We start from the raw sequence: 17,995 nt of genomic DNA, 5'->3' as shown, positions 1-17,995 counted from the left end.
TTAACCAATCATTTAAACAACATTACGAATTTGATGAAAAAAAACACGATTTTGTGTATCTAGATACTAGTCGAATGGCGAAGAGCTTGATACATTTCTCTGTAAAACATCACCATTTTTCGGATGGTACATTGACGTCATTGATGGGGAGTTAAAGATGACAGATACAAATGATTATGATGATAATTCAGAAGATCATGCAGTAGACGATGATGAAGCTAAAGCGGCTGAAAAAGGCGCTGCGGCAAGTGACTCTACAGTTTCAGATACAGATTTGGCTGAAGCTGAAACACTCACTGTGACAGCGAAAAAAAGACAGCGTGAAGCGTTGGAAGATGAAGTCGCTGCATTTTTAGCGCGTGGTGGGAGAATTACCGAAGTTCCACCAGATGAATCTGCTAAAGATTGATTTTAAAAGCACCGAAAGGTGCTTTTTTAAATTTGGTTGGAATGCTGTCTATTTTTAGATGTTTAAATCTCAATCTTAAAAAGTTTTAGTGTTTGTGACTTTTTACTTGAACTTTTAATGAACTATTTTATTTTTATGGATCCTTGCTGCTTGCTTTAAGTGTATGACTGATTAAATCATTAGGAATGTTGTACTTTTGATGATTTTTTTGCATCAGCTTTTATACGTGCCAGATTGATCAGTGTGGGATTAAAACTTATTGTGTTTTAATAGATTAAGGCAGGGGAAAAAGTAATCAGAGCAATCAGTTGCTTGTAGAAAAGCAGATTGAGAAATGCTTATATATGCATTTCTCAACTCAAGAAATAAAATTATTGTTGATTAGTCAGTTCTAAAGCACGTTGATAGGCGATTTTCTTTTTGATGCCGGTTAGATCTGCAGCAAGTTGTGATGCCGCCTTGACCGATAAATCTTGTAATAAGCGATTTAAAAGTTGATCTAACTTCTCTTGTTCCACATCTTGATCTTTGGCATCTGGTGCACCACCAATAACTAAAACAATTTCACCTTTTTGCTGGTTGCGATCATTTTCAATAAATGTCACCAACTCGCCCAAAGTCATCTTTTTAATCGTTTCAAATGTTTTGGTAATTTCACGTGCAAAACCCACAGGGCGATCTGCACCAAAAACATCAGCCATATCTTTGACACTGTCTAAAATACGATGAGGCGCTTCATAGATAATCATGGTTTGTGATTCATGTTTTAATTTTTCTAATTGAATCAATCGTTGTGATTGTTTTGACGATAAGAAGCCTTCAAAGCTAAAACGATCACTGGGTAAACCCACAGCACTTAGCGCAGCAATAGCAGCACATGCACCCGGCACAGGAATGACGCGAATACCATTCTCCTGAGCAGCACGGACCAATTTAAAACCCGGGTCACTAATCAATGGTGTACCAGCATCACTGACCAGCGCAATATTCTGACCGCTTTTTAATTTTTCGATAAGTATATCAATTTTGTTACTTTCATTGTGATCATGACACGCTGTGAGCGGAGTTGAGATATTATAGTGCTTTAATAATTGAGCAGATTGACGTGTATCTTCTGCCGCAATAACAGAAACAGACTTTAAAACTTCAATAGAACGAAAAGTCATATCATCTAAGTGCCCAATTGGGGTCGCTACGACGAATAATTGAGCACTCATAAAGGTCTCCATGAAGAATAAGTTAGTGTTGAACAGTATTAAAAGAGTGGTTGTGTTGGGAATGGTTGGATTTACAATCCAAGTTCACGCAGAAATTCTGGTTATATTACCTGAAACAGGCCCTATGTCGCGAGCGGGTTTGAGTATTAAACAAGGAATATTAAGTGCCGCGCAGGCCTCAAAGAATGAAATACCCTTAAAATTTGTCGATTCAGATCAAAAGACCATCAAAGCGCTGTTAAAGCAGCATGTCAATAAAAAGACTAAAATGATTATTGGGCCTTTGGCTCGGCCTGATGTTGAGGCTTTAATTAATTTAAAGCCTAAAGTACCTGTATTGGCACTTAATGAAGTTTATCCAAGCGATAAAAGTGTTTGGCAATATAGTCTTTCTAAAAATGACGATGCATTGGCGCTGCTTGATTATATCCAGCATGATAAAGTCAGCAAACTCTATGTGGTGCGTGAAAAAGGCACAGAAGCAGAATCTATTAACTTTTTAAATGCATTATTTGCCAATTATATGGGTGAAGTTGATCCTGTAGAGCATATGCCGAAGTCGATTTCGGATCGAGAGGGTATTTTACTGTTAGGTTCAAACCAATGGTTGACCAGTTTTCCTAAATTACAGAAGAAAAAAATTTATACCCAAGCCATTGCCGTTGATGAAAAAAAGGCCTTGCCTAAAGGGATGAAATTCTGTGATGTTCCAGCCTTATACATCGCCGAATGGGATGATGTGGTCAAAGCTTATAAAGATAAACCGACCTCGTTACCGTATCATCGTTTATATGCCTTTGGTGGAGATGCTTGGCATATTGCTGAGCAATTTGTTTTGGATCCGAATGTAAAAAGCTTAACCTTTAATGGGCGCACTGGAAAAATTAAAATTGATGGCAATCGTGTTGAACGTATTCCGCAATGTTTTGAACGCTCAAAAAATAATTTAGTGCCTTTGTGATGACAGGTTTCTCATGGCAAAAAATAATTTAGGACAATGGGCGGAGCAAGAAGCAGTGAAATTACTGCTTCAACATGGCTACGAGATCGTAAAATTGAATTATTTCTCGCGCTTTGGTGAAATAGATATTATTGCGCAGTCTAAACAAGAGTTAATTTTTGTTGAAGTGAAAGCAAGAACTCCAACACAGATGGGGCATGCTTTTGAAACGGTAAATCAATCAAAACAACAAAAAATGATTAAAACGGCGTTTAAGTTTTTACAAGAACATCCACAATATGAACAATATTATTGCCGTTTCGATGTGATTGGTTTTGATTTACATCATAAAATTGCAAAAAACGTACAGCAAGACCTCAGTAAAATCTCTTATGATCAATCTTGGATTGAAAATGCATTTACTTTAGATGCAGACTTGATTAATCTGTGACTGAAATTTATGTACGGTTATTTCAAAAATAAATATATTTTCCAGCATGTTAACGACGTTTAAATGGGTTGTTTAGCAGGCTGAAATTAATAGGAGTCTTGCTGAGTGTTAAAACGTATTGTCATCACCATGATGTGTGTAGCAAGTTTGTCTGGTTGCGCGAGTTTTATCTCAGGTGGTACTGGTTCTTCACCAGTGGGAACAGATAGTGGTGTTCGATCTTTAGGACAAGTGTTTATTGATTCTTCTATTGAGCGAACTGCGAAAATCAACTTGTATAAGTTGGATGCTCGATTTAAGCAATCTCGTGTCAATATTAATAGTTTTCACAGCAATGTGTTACTGACAGGGCAAGTGCCAGATGCACATTTAAAACAGTTGGCAGAAGATAATCTACGAGCAATGAGCGATGTAAAAGCAGTCCATAATTACCTGACTGTAGGCAATCAAATCGGTTATAGCACCATCATGCAAGATGCATCAGTTACTGTGAATACTCGTGGTTTAGTGATGAAAGCGCCTGTGGTTTCAGACAATAAAGTCTTGATCCATACAGAAGACGGCGTGTTGTATGTTTTAGGTCGTTTAAACAATGCTGAAATTGCAGATTTAAATGATGTTTTACAAAAAGTTGGAAATGTGACTAAAATTGTGACCTTGATTGATAACATCGAACAAGCGAATAATTCAGTCCAAACTTCATCTTTCACAGCACCTGTGGTAAATAATGTACAGCAACAACCTGATGTACAGACACCTGTTGCGATTGATCCTAATGCTACAGAGCCAAATAATAATGTTATTCAACAATAGGTTAAAAGTTTTAAAAGTTAGATTTGGAAAGCAGTTTGAACACCTAAAATCTCAATTTAAATCGCACTATCAAGATTTTCGTTTATACGATTTAGGCAGTATTACCATTAATGGCTTGACCCCTAAAAAGGGCTATTCCATTCAGCATAATATTGCCTATGGCTTAAAGGCGAGACAACGTTTAGATTTATATATTTCTAATAAAAAGCAACAAAATGCGCTGATTCTTTTTGTTCATGGTGGGGCATGGAGTCATGGCGATAAAAGTGCTTATAAATTTGTAGGCGAGGCGTTTAGCCGTTTTGGTTATAACGTGGCAGTGCTGAACTATCATTTGGCACCTGAGCATAAATTTCCAAGTTATATTGATGATCTTGCTGTTGCATTGAATTATTTGGAGCAACAACAAGCACGTTTTGGTATTTCAATGGATAAAATTGCCTTGATGGGGCATTCAGCAGGCGCATTTAATATTGCGTCTTTGCTTTATCATCCTAAGCACTACCAACTGGCCATCAAACAAAATATTAAAGCTTTGATTGGAATCGCTGGACCTTATCATTTTGATTATAAAGGCGATGCTTTAGCCGAGAATGCGTTTGATCAAAGTATCCCTTATCAACAAGTAATGCCGTATTATTTTGTTGAAAAAAATGAGGTAAAGCATTATTTGTTCTTGGCGGAAAATGATCAGATCGTTAAAGCTAAAAACTCTTTAGATTTTAAACAGCAATTACTTGAACAAGGCAATCATTGTGAAATTTACACGATTCCTAAAACTGGTCATATTTCAATTATGGGCAGTGTTTCAAGTCTGTTTAGTCGATTCTATAAAACCCGACCTGAAATTATTAAGGTTTTAAATGAAGCAATGAAAAATGCCTAGCATTTGCTAGGCATTTTTGATTTGAACATGTCTCAATCAAGATCAGTCTTTATGCATTGGTCTATTGTGAATTACATGTTCAATCATGGCATGGGCGATACTGCCACTAAAAGGCGTTTCGGGTAGCTGATCAAACTTAAAGAACTGAGCCTCACTAATTTCTTCTTCTTGCAAGACGATTTCACCAGATTCATATTCAGCCTTAAAGGCCAGCATAAGATTACTTGGAAAAGGCCAAGGTTGGCTGGATAAATATTGGACATTTTTGACATGTAGGCCAACTTCTTCCAACGTTTCTCTTTTAACCGCTTCTTCCAGTGTTTCACCGACCTCAACAAAACCCGCAATAAGACCATACATCTTGCTTTTATTCTTAGCATTTTTTGCCAATAGAATTTCGTTATCGCCACGAGTAATCACGGTGATAATACACGGTTGTACACGCGGGTATTGATGATAACGACAGCTAGGGCAGACCATGGCATATTCAGTGGGATGAACCTCGGTTTCGTGACCACAGTGGCTACAAAACTTATGGTTTCTTCGCCACTCTAGCAACTGTACTGCACGACTGGCTTGTTCAAACTCAGATTTGGTCCATTGTGAAATCAATTGACGAATCGGGATCAGTTGATATCCCGCTGGAATTTGATCTTCGATAAATAGATCTCGGGCAATAATCTGATCACCCGAGTTAAAGCTGATATCACTTGCTAACTTTTCAACTTTAGGCAGTTGTAAATTTTCATCCACTAAAAGTTGTTGATGGTGAAAGATATATGCAAGTGATAATTCTGACATTAGGCTACCGATTTTAAATTTTGACTACTTGTTAATGCTACATCAAACATGGCTTGTAAAACAGGTTGTTTATTTTGTAGATTTTCAATCATCATGTCTGCACTGGCTAAAACATCCAGCAGTTTATTGACTTGTGCAAGGTTAAACACGTGTTCTTTGTTAAGACCCGTTTGAATAAACTCCGCAGAGAGCAGCAATGCTTTTTGACCATCTTTTGCTGCAAGGAACAACAGCGCACCACCAATTTCACTTAATTGTGATGGCAGTTGGTCTAAACTTGTGCTTTGAGGATCTTGTAAATATTGCACCAATGTTTGTGAGCTTAAATCAACCAGCGCTTTGGTCTCAGTCAATAATGCTGCATGTGCTTCATCTAGACGATCTAATGAAATCTGCAAGTTATTCACTTTTAACTGTAAACGACTCGATGTGTAATTACGCTCTAATATACCAATCGAATTCATCGCTGATAAAATACTGTTCATCAACTGTTGCGCATAATTTTCATCTTTGAGCATGTTGTCTTGAGACAGTAGGTCAGCCTGTTGTTTCAGTCCGCTATAGGCTTCATTAAGATTCAAGACTTTAAATACATGCGCAAGATCGGTCAGTTTGCTTTTCAATTCTTGGGTTTTTTCATCACTCATATTTTTGTAGTTAAACTCAATATCATTACGGATTTGCGACATTTCGTCCGTAATCAGTTGGCTCACACTATGAATGGTTTCAAAGTCAGGGCCATATAAATGGCGACTAAATATTTGTAGTTGAGTGTCAGTCAGAATATCTTCGCCAACATTAATCTGTTCGCGGATGTGTTGTGATATTTCATCTTCTTGGCTGATACAAATACTCAAAATATTGGCTGTATCTAATAAAGATGGATTGAATCCGCTTAGATCTTTAAAGAATAAAGACATATTGGTTTCAATACTGATTAGCGTTCTGAGGCGTGTGTCATTGAGAATGATGTTTTCGATGTGATTTAAAGCAACTGAAACCAAAGCCCAGTATTGTGCACTTGCTTGGCCTTTGGCTGCATTTGCCAAATAAGTCCCAACCAGCTTGATGCCCTGTAAATCTAAATCTGTTTCTTGCTGTTTGAGCAGCTTGTGTAAGCATAATTTATACAGCTTATGTACATATACTGAATGCTCTAACTCAGGTGATTGCGGCAAGTTAAAATTCGGTGTTACACAATCGAGCAGTGGAATAATTGCTTGACCTTCAGGTGTTAGATCTAGACCTAAAGAAAGTTCTAAGCGATTTAAGGTGTCATGCAAAAATTGTGGCGCTCTGACTTCACGAAGGCAAATAAACTCAATATAGCGTTTGAGCATGGTGGTGCCTTCACTCAAAGCGATGACTTCTTGAGTATTGATCTCATGTGGGTTTTGCATCACTTTACGCATCACCGCTGCTGAGAGTTGCGCAATTTTAGCAACATGCGGCATATCGATGAGCATCAGCACATTTACACATTGTTCAAATTGAAGCAAAGCATCATCAATACCGAAGGGTAAAGTTTGGTCTTCAACTAAACTACTGACAGCAGATTCTACCTGTAAAATTGAATTATCGACTTCTTTTTTAATAATAAGTAATGCTGTCGGATCAAAATGTATAGAGGTTTGGTAAGACATTGATCTGCACCTATCCTGGGTATCTGAATGTTTTATTTCATAGCCTCAAAATGAGGCTAATTTTCTAAGTTTTAATATAGCCGAAGAAGACCATCTTTACAGAAAAAATAGCCATCAATTTCAAATTTTATTTTGCAAAAATGCAGGCTTCCCCATGTTTTTCTTGAAATTGTTTGACCCAGTTCTCATGTGCTTCTAATTCTTCATCTGAAGGCAAAATGATTGGGGCATTGATTTCAATTTTTTTCCGAGTTGTATTTCTTTGCGCCTGATCAGTATGTGCAGAAAGAGCATCCATGTCAAAGGATACTTGGCCGCCTGTCATGGCAAGATAAACGTCAGATAAAATTTCAGCATCGAGTAAGGCACCATGGAATGTACGATCTCGTTGCGGAATTTCATAACGGCGAACTAAGGCATCCAAAGAGTTCTTTTGTCCGGGATGTTTGCTTTTCGCCATCGCCAAGGTATCAGTCACTTCACATACTTCTGAGAGTGCCTGTAGACCACTGCGCTTGAACTCCATATCTAAGAAGTTCATATCGAAGCTTGCATTATGCGCAATAATTTCACTGCCTTTTAAGTAGTCAAATAAAACTTGCGCAATTTCGCTATATTTTGGCTTATCTTTTAAAAACTCATCGGTAATACCATGGATGGCTTCTGAATCGCCAACTGGTTTTTCTGGATTTATATAGATATGAATCGAACTGCCAGTCAGTTTACGATTGACCATTTCAATTGCGCCAACTTCAACAATTCGGTCACTGTCCTGATAATAGAAACCGGTGGTCTCGGTATCCAGAATAAACTGTTTAGGGCCATGTAGCTGGACCGTCGCAGGTGTAATCACAATTTGTGGATGAATATCTCGCATTGCGGGTTGGCTCATTGCTGGCTCATCATTTTCATTGGTATCTTGGTTAGATGGTTCTTCCATCACAATTTCATGAGCTGGCATAACATCCTGCTGAGGGCTAATTTCTGATTCTATCATTTCGTCTGATTCAATCAGGTCAAATCCAAACGGATCGTCGAGTAGCCAGTCTTTTTCATGTTTTTTTTTATCATCGGCCACTGCCGAGGATTCAGTCAGTTTGGTTGACGCAGTGGTGTTTTTTTTTGCGTCGAGTATTTGCTGTGTACCTAAATTCGCCAATTGATCTGCCATTTCATTGCCTGCATGTCCAGCATGGCCTTTAATCCAGTTCCATTCAATTTCGCGACCTTGGCAGGTTTGATCGAGTTTTTTCCAAAGATCTGGGTTTTTTACATCTTTCCAGTTTTTCTTTTTCCAACCCTCAATCCATTCGGTAATACCACGTTTTACATAGTTGGAATCGGTCCAAAGCACTAATTTTGCTTCGGTTGGGCAAAATGAGATCCCTTCAATGGCTGCGGTAAGTTCCATGCGATTATTGGTTGTATCCAGTTCACCACCACACAACTTATGTTCTTCTGTTTCAGTGATGATATAAGCACCCCAGCCACCAGGACCTGGGTTGCCTTTACAAGCACCGTCGACATAAAGTGTGATTGTTTGTGACATAGTAATAACCAATGAAAGTGAATTAAGAGTTGAACATCGTGGTTTAAGAATTTATTGTATACGCAAATCGGCGTTTTCTACGCATGAACTGAGATTTTTTTAATTTCTTGTAACATTTGTATGCAATTCGCATTCAAAATTTGCCTTGTAAGCGCGTTTAGCTCTACTAAAATGGCAATGATAAAATAATTTACTAAATGTTGTTCGGAACTCTTATGTTTAAACCTACCACAATGGTGTGGCAACCTACTGCGACTGTTTTCTTTAAATTATCCTTATTAACATCTGCATTCGCAGCATTAGGGTTGACTGCAGGGTGTTCTTCGACGTCGACAACATCAAAAGTTCAAACATCAAAGTCAGCAGGCATGTTGGATGCCAGCAGTCTGGATTCTCTAGAAGATCTACTTTCTGCAACTGATATACGCGCGGTAGAGGGCGATCGCCTACTGATTTTAAAACATGGTGACGTATGGAAGCGGATGTCAGTCGGTTTTAAAATGGATGAAAACCATTGGGATCCTCGTATCGATGCGCAACGGAGCTGGTTTGTTTCACGCCAACCTTATATTGACCGTCTAAGTGCCCGTGCATCACGTTATCTTTACCATACCGTGAAAGAAGCTGAACGCCGTGGTTTACCTACTGAATTAGCACTGTTGCCGATTATTGAAAGTTCTTATGACCCAGCAGCAACCAGTAGTGCCGCTGCAGCAGGGATGTGGCAATTTATCCCAAGTACAGGGAAAATCTATGGTTTAAGACAAACCAGTTTATACGACGGGCGTCGTGATGTGGTTGAATCAACACGTGCCGCTTATGAGTTTTTAGGCAGTTTATACAATCAATTCGGTTCTTGGGAGTTGGCTTTGGCTGCCTATAACGCAGGTCCAGGGCGTATTCAGCAAGCGATTAACCGTAACCAAGCTGCGGGCTTACCAACAGACTATTGGTCATTGCGTTTACCGCAAGAAACCATGAACTATGTACCACGCTTTTTAGCCGTGGCACAGATTATTAAAAGTCCATCGAAATATGGGGTGAGTTTACCGCCGATTGCCAATCGTCCGCACTTTAGAGAAGTTGCAGTTCCACCGGGCGTACAACTCAATCAAATTGCTTCAATTACCAATTTAAGTCGTGCTGAATTATATGCTTTAAACCCAGGTCATCGTGGTGAATTTGTTGATCCATCGAGTACCTTACGTATTTTGATTCCTGCGGATCTTAGTCCAACCATCGATGCAAAACTAAGAGCGTTAAAACCAGGTTCTGATAGCGGTTTATGGGCAAGCAATACTGCGCCAACCACAGCTACACGGACTTTAACGCCTACAGCGGTCACCTCGACAGTGACTCAATCGATTACACCAAGTAAAGCGACACCACCTGCTTTAACAACAGCAAAAACCACCACGACAACCACAGGTTCATTGAGTACGCTCAAAAATACACCACAAGGATCGGATGCATTAGCGCAATTTGCTGCCAATGCTGATATTCCAAGTGCGCCACGTATTCCTGTTGCTGTGACCAATGCAGCCAATGTGAAACCTGTTGCCGCAGAGCCGCCAATTTCTGCACGTGAAAAAGCACAAATTCTTGCCGCAGTAAAAGCTGAAGGTGAAAAGGAAACGGTTAAACAAGTTTTAGAACCTCAAGCCACCCAAGCTGAAAAAGAAGAAGTGGTTAAAGAGATTAAGGCGATTGCACCACAAGGGACAGAAGTGCTTGACCCGTATGATGGTAAAATTAAGCTGACTGCAATTCAAACCAGTCAATCGGTTGCTGAGGTTCAAGGTAAAGAAAATACGGTTGGATTCTCATATCCTAAAGGTTTAGCAGATACCACACCTGCAAACTCGGAAGAAGCCAAACTGAATCAAGATAAGAACTTTAAGAAAACCGAAACTGAAGTTGTGGTTGAACCACCAAGAGGTAAACGCAGTACTTATACCGTTTTGGCAGGGGATACTTTAGCAACGATTGCTTTAAAGAATGGCGTAAATTGGCGCGATATTGCCAAATGGAACCAAGTTGATCCAAACGGAACTTTATTTGTTGGGGCGACTTTATATTTATATGATGCCAAACCACAAATTGATACCCCTGTGGTTTCTCGCAAAAGCACGGATTCAGCTCCAGCCAACTATGTGGTTAAACCAAATGATAGTTTAACCAGTGTGGCAAATCAGTTTGATTTATCTGTTTCACAATTGGCAAATTATAATAATCTGAATACCAACAGTAATTTATTTGTCGGTCAGAAATTAAAACTCAAAGATGCTTCAGATGATAAATTATCTGAAATCAATAAAGCAGTGGTTCGTGCAGATACCTCTAAGCCTGTTGCAAAAATCAAGACAAAGGCTTATGCCGTCAAGCGTGGCGAATATCTTAAAGTGATTGCCGATCGTTATGCTTTATCTGTACATGAACTCGCTGATTTGACTCCAGGGCTAGATACTTCAGGTAGCTTATTTGTAGGGCAAAAGATCAATGTACCACTCAATGAAGTCAATGAGCCTGAAGCTAAACTTGACTCTAAAGTGATTGATCAAAGTAAGTTTAAGAATGTAAAAGCTGAAACAAACTATAAAACTGAGAACTATAAAGTTCAAAGTGGCGACAGTTTATCTAGTATTGCAGTTCAGTCTAAATTAAGCTTGGCAGAATTAGCCGAGTTAAACAAAATTTCGACATCTAAAAACTTGCTAGTGGGGCAAATCATTAAGATCCCTGCTGGAACAACAACACCAGAAACCTATACTGTGCAATCTGGGGATAGCCTGATTGCGCTGGCAAATAAATATAATTTGCAAGTTAACCAAATAGCCGATTTAAATGGTTTAAAGAGCACATCTGGTTTGTTTGTTGGGCAGAAATTGAAGTTGACTGGCACGCCTGAAACCAGCAGTAAAGAGAAAGCACAAGCGAGAAATGAGGCGAAATCAGAAGGCGCTAGCAAAGATATCCATGTGGTCAAATCAGGTGAAACACTGGCAAGCGTTGCAAAAAAATATAAACTGCAACTGTCTTATTTAAGTGAATTAAATGGTTTGTCGCGTAATCAGGCTTTGGATATTGGACAACGCTTAAAGCTTGATGGGGAATTACCCAGTAAATCCACGCTATCTAAAGAAAAAGAAGACCTAAAGGCGACTGCGAAAGCAACAGCTAAAGCTTCGAGTAAGAATACTGAAAGCTATGCGGTGAAGTCTGGTGAGTCATTAAATGCGATTGCAAATCGTGTTGGCATGTCAGTTCAAGAACTGGCTGAATTGAATGATTTGAGCCCACGTGCGGGTTTACAACGTGGACAATCTATTCGTATTCCTAAAACAGTGACTGAATACAAAGTGAAAAGCGGTGATTCATTGATTCGTTTAGCCAGTAAATTTGGGATTGATACCAGTGCACTTGCTGAGATGAATGAATTAAAACCAAACGCATCATTACGCATTGGCAGCATTATTAAAGTTCCGAATCTTTAAGCGCCATTTTATTGGAGTGACGTTTAAAGCTTAACATTTCAAAAACTTTTTTGAATAAAGGAAAATAGGGGAATGCGCCTAAGTTTTGCATGTGTCAGCCCGATCGGGCTGGCATTGGAATTATGTGTTGCAAGCTTAAATGTTGATGCTGCTCTACAGACAACAGCATATATTGCTGTACATAATGCTCCACAGTATGACAAAGCTCAGGCGATGCCTTATGCCAATAGCAATGCACCCAAAGGCGGCTATATCAGTACAGCGAGTATAGGCACCTTTGATAATCTCAACAGTATGAATGGCAAAGGTAGTTCAACTGAAGGGATTAATTATCTATTTGATAGCTTAATGGATAGCTCACTGGATGAGCCGGGTGTGTTATATCCGCTTCTCGCTGAAAAAGTCACTTATGATCCTGTTAAAACCAAATTTGTTATTTTCCATTTAAATCCCCAAGCTCGTTTTAGTGATGGTTCACCCGTCACGGCTGAGGATGTCAAATTTAGTTTTGATACCATTCAAAGCAAAGCCAATCTAGGCTTTCAAATGTATTTGTCTGATTTAGCCAAGACTGAGGTATTGTCTAAATACCAAGTGAAAATGACATTTAAATCAGACCACAATGCAGACATGCCGTTTATTTTGGCAAAAATTGCGATTTATTCAAAAGCAGATTGGAAAAATAAAGACTATAGCAAAGTGACCTTGCAACCGATTTTAGGATCGGGGCCTTATCTGATTGAGCGTATTGATTCTGGGCGCAGTATTAGCTATAAGCGCAATCCAAATTATTGGGCAAAGGACTTAGCCATCAATCGTGGTCGTTATAACTTTGATCGCATGAAATATGTTTATTATCGAAGCCCTGAAATCGCTTTTGAAGGGTTTAAATCTGGACAATATCGCTTTTATCAAGAAAAAAATGCCCGTAACTGGGTCACTGAATATAATTTTCCTGCGGTAAAACAAGGTTTGGTGAAAAAATATATTTCTAAGATTGAAACACCAGCGCTCACGCAAAGTTTGGTTTTTAATACCCGAAAGGCGCCATTCAATGATCTCAATTTTCGCCAAGCATTAACCTATGCTTATGATTTTGAATGGATCAACAAAGCATTGTTATATGGTCAAAATATTCGCTTGCAAAGCCACTTTCAAAACAGTGAGCTTGCTGCGACTGGAAAACCAAGCGCGAAAGAACTTGCAATTTTAACGCCTTATTTAAAGCAATTGCCCGCATTACAACGCCAAGGTGTATTGGCAGATTGGAAATACCCAGTTTCAGATGCCAGTGGTTTTAACCGACAGAATTTATTGATTGCACGTTCGATGCTATTAAAGGCGGGTTATCGTTTTCACAATGGACTATTGGTGGATAGACAAGGTCGCCCCATTCAAATTGAATTTCTGATTCATCAAGATGGTGCACTACGGACTTTGTTGCCTTATATTCGTAATTTAAAAAAACTTGGGATTCAGGCAAATATTCGTCAAGTCGATTTACCGCAATATACAGAGCGTATGCGCCGTTTAGATTTTCAGATGACCGCTATCGATATGCCGCAATCATTAACACCAGGTGCTGAACAGGCACAGATGTGGGGCAGTAAAGCTGCCGATGAAGTGGGCAATTACAATTATGCGGGTGTCAAAAGCCCAGTGGTTGATCAGCTGATTCAACAGATTATTTATGCACCGAACCGTGAACAATTGGTGCTTCGTACCCGAGCACTGGATCGGGTATTACGTGCAGGCTATTATCAAATTCTGACTTATGGCAATGATAAAAACTGGTATGCTTATTGGAATATGTATCAGCAACCCAAAGTTAAACCAAAATTATCCCTCGGTTTAGAATATTGGTGGGCAGATGCAGATCAAGCGAAAAAAGTAGAGCAATATTTAAAAAAATGAGCATTTTAAAAGCATAATTTTAAATCTTCATGGTTAAAACATCAGTGGCTCAACGTGAGTGATGTTTAAATTGACATATCTACCCTCATGAGGTCATAAGGAACATCGTTTCAATGGGCACATATATACTCAAAAGGCTGTTACTGATCATCCCGACATTGTTCTTTGTTCTCTTGATCAATTTTGTTGTGGTTCAAATTGCACCTGGTGGGCCTGTTGAACAAGCGATTCAACAAGCAGAAAACTTCCAAGGAGTCAATATGACTGCTGGAGGTCTATCATCTTCGGTAAATAACCATGAGTATCGTGGTGCACAGGGCTTAAGCGAAGATATGGTCAATAAAATCAAACAGCAATATGGCTTTGATCGACCTGCACATGAACGATTCTGGTTGATGTTAAAAAACTATTTAGCTTTAGATTTTGGCACGAGTTTTTTTAAAGATAAGCCGGTGACTGAGCTGTTATGGGAAAAAATGCCAGTTACCATTTCCTTGGGTGCGTGGAGCACTTTTTTAATTTATTTAATCTCAATTCCTTTAGGGATTAAAAAAGCCAAGCAGCATGGCTTATTTTTTGATAAATCAACTTCATTACTTTTGGCTGTGGGCTATGCCGTTCCCGCTTTTGTATTTGCAATATTGTTGATCGTATTTTTTGCTGGTGGTTCTTATTTACAATGGTTTCCATTACAAGGCTTTGTTTCAGACAACTTTCACAGTCTCAATTTATTTGAAAAAATAGCAGATTATTTTTGGCACATGGCTTTACCTTTGCTGGCCATGGTGTTGGGCGGATTTGCAAGTTTAACCTATCTGACAAAATATTCATTTATGGAAGAGCTCAATAAGCAGTATGTGCTGGCAGCACGAGCAAAAGGCTTAACTGAAAATGATGTGTTATATAAACACGTATTTCGCAATGCATTGTTGGTGATTGTTGCCGGCTTGCCTGAAGTATTGGTTGGGGTGTTCTTTGTTGGAAATCTGCTGATTGAAATTATTTTTAATTTGGATGGACTCGGCTTACTAGGTTTTGAAGCCGTGCAACAGCGTGATTATCCGGTGATTTTTGGTGCTTTGTTCTTTCTGACCTTATTTGGGCTGATTTTACGTTTAATCTGTGATGTGATTTATCGTGTGATTGATCCTCGAATTGATTTTGAATCGAGAGGTGCAAAATAATGTCACCGATCATGCAAGCTCGAATACAGAAATTTAAGAAAAATCGCTTGGGTTTTGTCTGTTTCATCGTATTTATCGTTTTATTTATTCTTTCAATTTCTGCCGAATTTATTGCCAATGATAAGCCCTTATTGGTCAAATACGATCAGCATTATTACATGCCAGTTTTAAAGGCTTATCCTGAAACACATTTTGGTGGGGTCTTTGAAACAGAAGCTGATTATCGTGATCCTGTGGTTCAACAGTTGATTGATGAAAAAGGTTGGTCGATTTGGCCACTGGTTCGTTATTCCTACCAAACTCCCAATTTAGATTTAGCCGTTCCTGTTCCATCACCACCCACCGCACAAAACTGGTTAGGTACAGATGATCAAGGGCGTGATGTATTTACCCGTATTCTTTATGGTCTACGCATATCACTGTTGTTTGGTTTGGCATTGACACTATTTGCTGCATTTATTGGAATTATTGTTGGGGCGATACAAGGCTATTATGGCGGATGGGTAGATTTAATTGGGCAACGTCTGCTTGAAGTTTGGGGTGGTTTGCCAACGTTATTTATGGTGATCATCTTGGTCAGTATATTTACCCCGAGTGTCTATTGGCTATTTCTGATTATGTTGATTTTTGGCTGGACAGAGTTGGTCGGTATAGTGCGCGCTGAGTTTCTTCGTGCCCGTCATTTAGATTATGTTCAAGCAGCACGTGCCTTAGGGGTGAGTGACTTGGTGATTATGTTCCGACATATCTTGCCCAATGTGATCAGTTCAAGTTTATCTCAACTTCCATTTATGCTGACTGCAAATATCACCGCACTTACTGCATTGGATTTTTTAGGTTATGGGCTTCCACCAGATGCAGCCTCCCTCGGTGAATTATTACTACAAGGTAAAAATAATTTAAATGCGCCGTGGCTGGCTTTGTCAGGATTTTTTACTTTGGCCTTGGTGCTATCTTTATTGATTTATATTGGGGAGGCGACACGCGATGCATTCGATCCAAGACGTCAAAAATGATCCATCTTTGTTGTTGTCTGTCCAACATCTGCATATTGAAAATCAGTGTAAAGAGGTACTGGTCAATAACCTTAACTTTGATCTACATGTCGGAGAAACTGTTGCGATTGTCGGGGAGAGTGGTTCAGGCAAATCAATCAGTGGTTTGGCGCTGCTTGGTTTACTTCCTGAAAATTTAATTGTGACTGGACAAGCGTTATATGATGAGCAAAACCTATTGTCTCTTAATCAAAATGCGCAGTTGGCGATCCGTGGTAAAAAAATTGCCATGATTTTTCAAGAACCGATGACAGCACTCAACCCGCTACACAAGGTTGAGCGGATTATTGGTGAGACTTTACTTTTAGACGGGATGTCCAAGGAAAAAGTCAGAAAACGTGTCTATGACTTATTGTGTGATGTCGGAATGGACGAACCTGAGGATAAGTTGAATCGTTATCCACATGAGTTATCAGGTGGTCAACGACAACGTGTTTTGATTGCATCGGTTTTGGCACAAAAGCCTGAAATTATTATCGCGGATGAGCCGACAACAGCCTTAGATGTCACATTACAATCGCAAGTTTTAAACTTATTACAACTGCTTATTCTAAACCATAAAATGGCCATGATTTTGGTTAGTCATGATTTGAATTTGGTACGTAAATATGCCAATCAGGTGATTGTGATGAATCAGGGGCAGGTTGAAGAAAAAGGCACAGTTCGAAATATTTTTCAAAACCCTAAAGCCAGCTATACCCAATATTTATTGGATCATGATTTTGGTGAAGCCAATGCTTTACCGCATAAACGTAATTTAGTTTTATCTCTACATCGTGTTGGGGTGAAATTTCCAATAAGAAAGGGCATATTTAATCGAGTTAAAGATTATTTTGTTGCCGTTCAACCGCTCAATTTACGTTTAGATCGCGCTGAGTCCATCGGCATTGTCGGAGAAAGCGGTTCAGGTAAAACCTCTTTGGCGCTGGCAATCGCACGACTTATACAGTGCTCGGGCAATGTTTTTCTACTCAATCAAGACTTGAACAGATTGAGTCAGCGTAAATTACGCCCGCTGCGATCCAATTTTCAAATTGTATTCCAAGATCCGTTAAGCAGTTTAAATCCACGGATGACTGTCGACCAGATTATTCGAGAGGGCTTGGCACTACAACATCTAAAAGAAGCTGAAATGCTGATTCGTATCAATGAAATTTTAGATAAAGTAGAGCTCCCAATAACAGTTAAACAGCGTTATCCGCATGAATTGTCTGGCGGTCAACGGCAACGTGTGGCTTTAGCCCGTGCAGTGGTATTACGCCCTAAATTACTGATTCTCGATGAACCAACCTCAGCTCTTGATCGAACCACACAACGTGCGATTGTAAAATTACTGCGCCAGTTGCAACAGGATTATCAAATGAGTTATTTGTTTATTAGTCATGATTTACAGGTTGTAAAAGCACTTTGTCAGAAAGTTTTGGTATTAAAAGATGCTAAAGTTATCGAGTTTCAAGACACTCAAGCCTTATTTGATAAACCTTTAAATGACTATACCAAGCGATTAATTGCAGCGAGTCAGTATTAACGCTGTATAGATGGTTGTGGTTCAAAAAATATTCACATTAACAAAGTTGACAAAATGCATTGTCAGATTTACGCTTGAACTATTATAAATTTAAATTAGAGTAAAAGCTCT

Annotated in this window: 14 protein-coding genes; 10 read left to right on the top strand and 4 right to left on the bottom strand. The window is 39.1% G+C overall.

Annotated features, from left to right (window positions below; all coding sequences use genetic code 11):
* Positions 1-157 precede the first annotated feature (157 nt).
* Positions 158-409: a hypothetical protein gene (locus PYV58_RS15335; protein ID WP_004722066.1), complete on the top strand. Its 252-nt coding sequence runs from the start codon at positions 158-160 to the stop codon at positions 407-409.
* Between the two features lie 371 nt (positions 410-780).
* Here PYV58_RS15335 and rsmI read toward each other — a convergent pair whose 3' ends face one another.
* The gene (gene rsmI / locus PYV58_RS15330; protein WP_004819970.1) at positions 781-1,626 is read right to left on the bottom strand and encodes a 16S rRNA (cytidine(1402)-2'-O)-methyltransferase; all 846 of its coding nucleotides are present in this window, start codon (positions 1,624-1,626) and stop codon (positions 781-783) included.
* A gap of 10 nt (positions 1,627-1,636) precedes the next feature.
* On the opposite strand from rsmI, the gene PYV58_RS15325 reads away from it, so the two are divergent.
* From PYV58_RS15325 to PYV58_RS15310, 4 genes are all read left to right on the top strand, one after another.
* Positions 1,637-2,587 (top strand): penicillin-binding protein activator, encoded by a 951-nt coding sequence (locus PYV58_RS15325; RefSeq protein ID WP_034614250.1) that lies wholly within the window; start codon positions 1,637-1,639, stop codon positions 2,585-2,587.
* Between the two features lie 13 nt (positions 2,588-2,600).
* Positions 2,601-3,017 (top strand): YraN family protein, encoded by a 417-nt coding sequence (locus PYV58_RS15320; protein ID WP_034614252.1) that lies wholly within the window; start codon positions 2,601-2,603, stop codon positions 3,015-3,017.
* Positions 3,018-3,122: 105 nt separating this feature from the next.
* Positions 3,123-3,830 carry a BON domain-containing protein gene (locus PYV58_RS15315; protein ID WP_004819975.1) on the top strand — a complete coding sequence of 236 codons (708 nt, stop codon included), beginning with the start codon at positions 3,123-3,125 and terminating at the stop codon, positions 3,828-3,830.
* Positions 3,814-4,716, top strand: a complete 903-nt coding sequence (locus PYV58_RS15310) for an alpha/beta hydrolase (RefSeq protein WP_034614258.1) — start codon at positions 3,814-3,816, stop codon at positions 4,714-4,716. Before PYV58_RS15315 ends, PYV58_RS15310 begins: the two co-directional genes overlap by 17 nt.
* A 42-nt stretch (positions 4,717-4,758) precedes the next feature.
* On the opposite strand, the gene nudC is transcribed toward PYV58_RS15310, so the two are convergent.
* The 3 genes from nudC to dnaQ form a co-directional block, all read right to left on the bottom strand.
* A complete protein-coding gene (gene nudC, locus PYV58_RS15305) occupies positions 4,759-5,517 on the bottom strand; it encodes an NAD(+) diphosphatase (protein ID WP_034614261.1) in 759 nt (252 codons plus the stop codon).
* The gene (locus tag PYV58_RS15300; protein WP_034614264.1) at positions 5,517-7,160 is read right to left on the bottom strand and encodes a hypothetical protein; all 1,644 of its coding nucleotides are present in this window, start codon (positions 7,158-7,160) and stop codon (positions 5,517-5,519) included. The genes nudC and PYV58_RS15300 overlap by 1 nt, the downstream gene beginning before the upstream one ends.
* A gap of 127 nt (positions 7,161-7,287) precedes the next feature.
* Complete coding sequence (gene dnaQ / locus PYV58_RS15295) at positions 7,288-8,709, bottom strand: DNA polymerase III subunit epsilon (RefSeq protein WP_034614266.1); 1,422 nt, start codon at positions 8,707-8,709, stop codon at positions 7,288-7,290.
* Between the two features lie 215 nt (positions 8,710-8,924).
* On the opposite strand from dnaQ, the gene PYV58_RS15290 reads away from it, so the two are divergent.
* The 5 genes from PYV58_RS15290 (at position 8,925) to PYV58_RS15270 (ending at position 17,884) form a co-directional block, all read left to right on the top strand.
* On the top strand, positions 8,925-12,203 hold the full coding sequence (locus PYV58_RS15290; RefSeq protein ID WP_034614269.1) for a LysM peptidoglycan-binding domain-containing protein: 3,279 nt from the start codon (positions 8,925-8,927) through the stop codon (positions 12,201-12,203).
* A 72-nt stretch (positions 12,204-12,275) separates the two neighbouring features.
* On the top strand, positions 12,276-14,117 hold the full coding sequence (locus PYV58_RS15285) for an extracellular solute-binding protein (RefSeq protein ID WP_034614273.1): 1,842 nt from the start codon (positions 12,276-12,278) through the stop codon (positions 14,115-14,117).
* A 113-nt stretch (positions 14,118-14,230) separates the two neighbouring features.
* The gene (gene yejB, locus PYV58_RS15280) at positions 14,231-15,301 is read left to right on the top strand and encodes a microcin C ABC transporter permease YejB (protein WP_034614278.1); all 1,071 of its coding nucleotides are present in this window, start codon (positions 14,231-14,233) and stop codon (positions 15,299-15,301) included.
* Positions 15,301-16,317: an ABC transporter permease gene (locus tag PYV58_RS15275; RefSeq protein WP_034614280.1), complete on the top strand. Its 1,017-nt coding sequence runs from the start codon at positions 15,301-15,303 to the stop codon at positions 16,315-16,317. The genes yejB and PYV58_RS15275 overlap by 1 nt, the downstream gene beginning before the upstream one ends.
* Positions 16,289-17,884 carry a dipeptide ABC transporter ATP-binding protein gene (locus tag PYV58_RS15270; protein ID WP_034614282.1) on the top strand — a complete coding sequence of 532 codons (1,596 nt, stop codon included), beginning with the start codon at positions 16,289-16,291 and terminating at the stop codon, positions 17,882-17,884. Before PYV58_RS15275 ends, PYV58_RS15270 begins: the two co-directional genes overlap by 29 nt.
* The last annotated feature ends 111 nt before the right edge of the window (positions 17,885-17,995 follow it).

It is taken from the genome of Acinetobacter sp. TAC-1 (genome assembly GCF_029025845.1).
Taxonomy (GTDB): domain Bacteria; phylum Pseudomonadota; class Gammaproteobacteria; order Pseudomonadales; family Moraxellaceae; genus Acinetobacter; species Acinetobacter guillouiae.
This window is presented reverse-complemented; position numbering and strand designations above follow the sequence as displayed.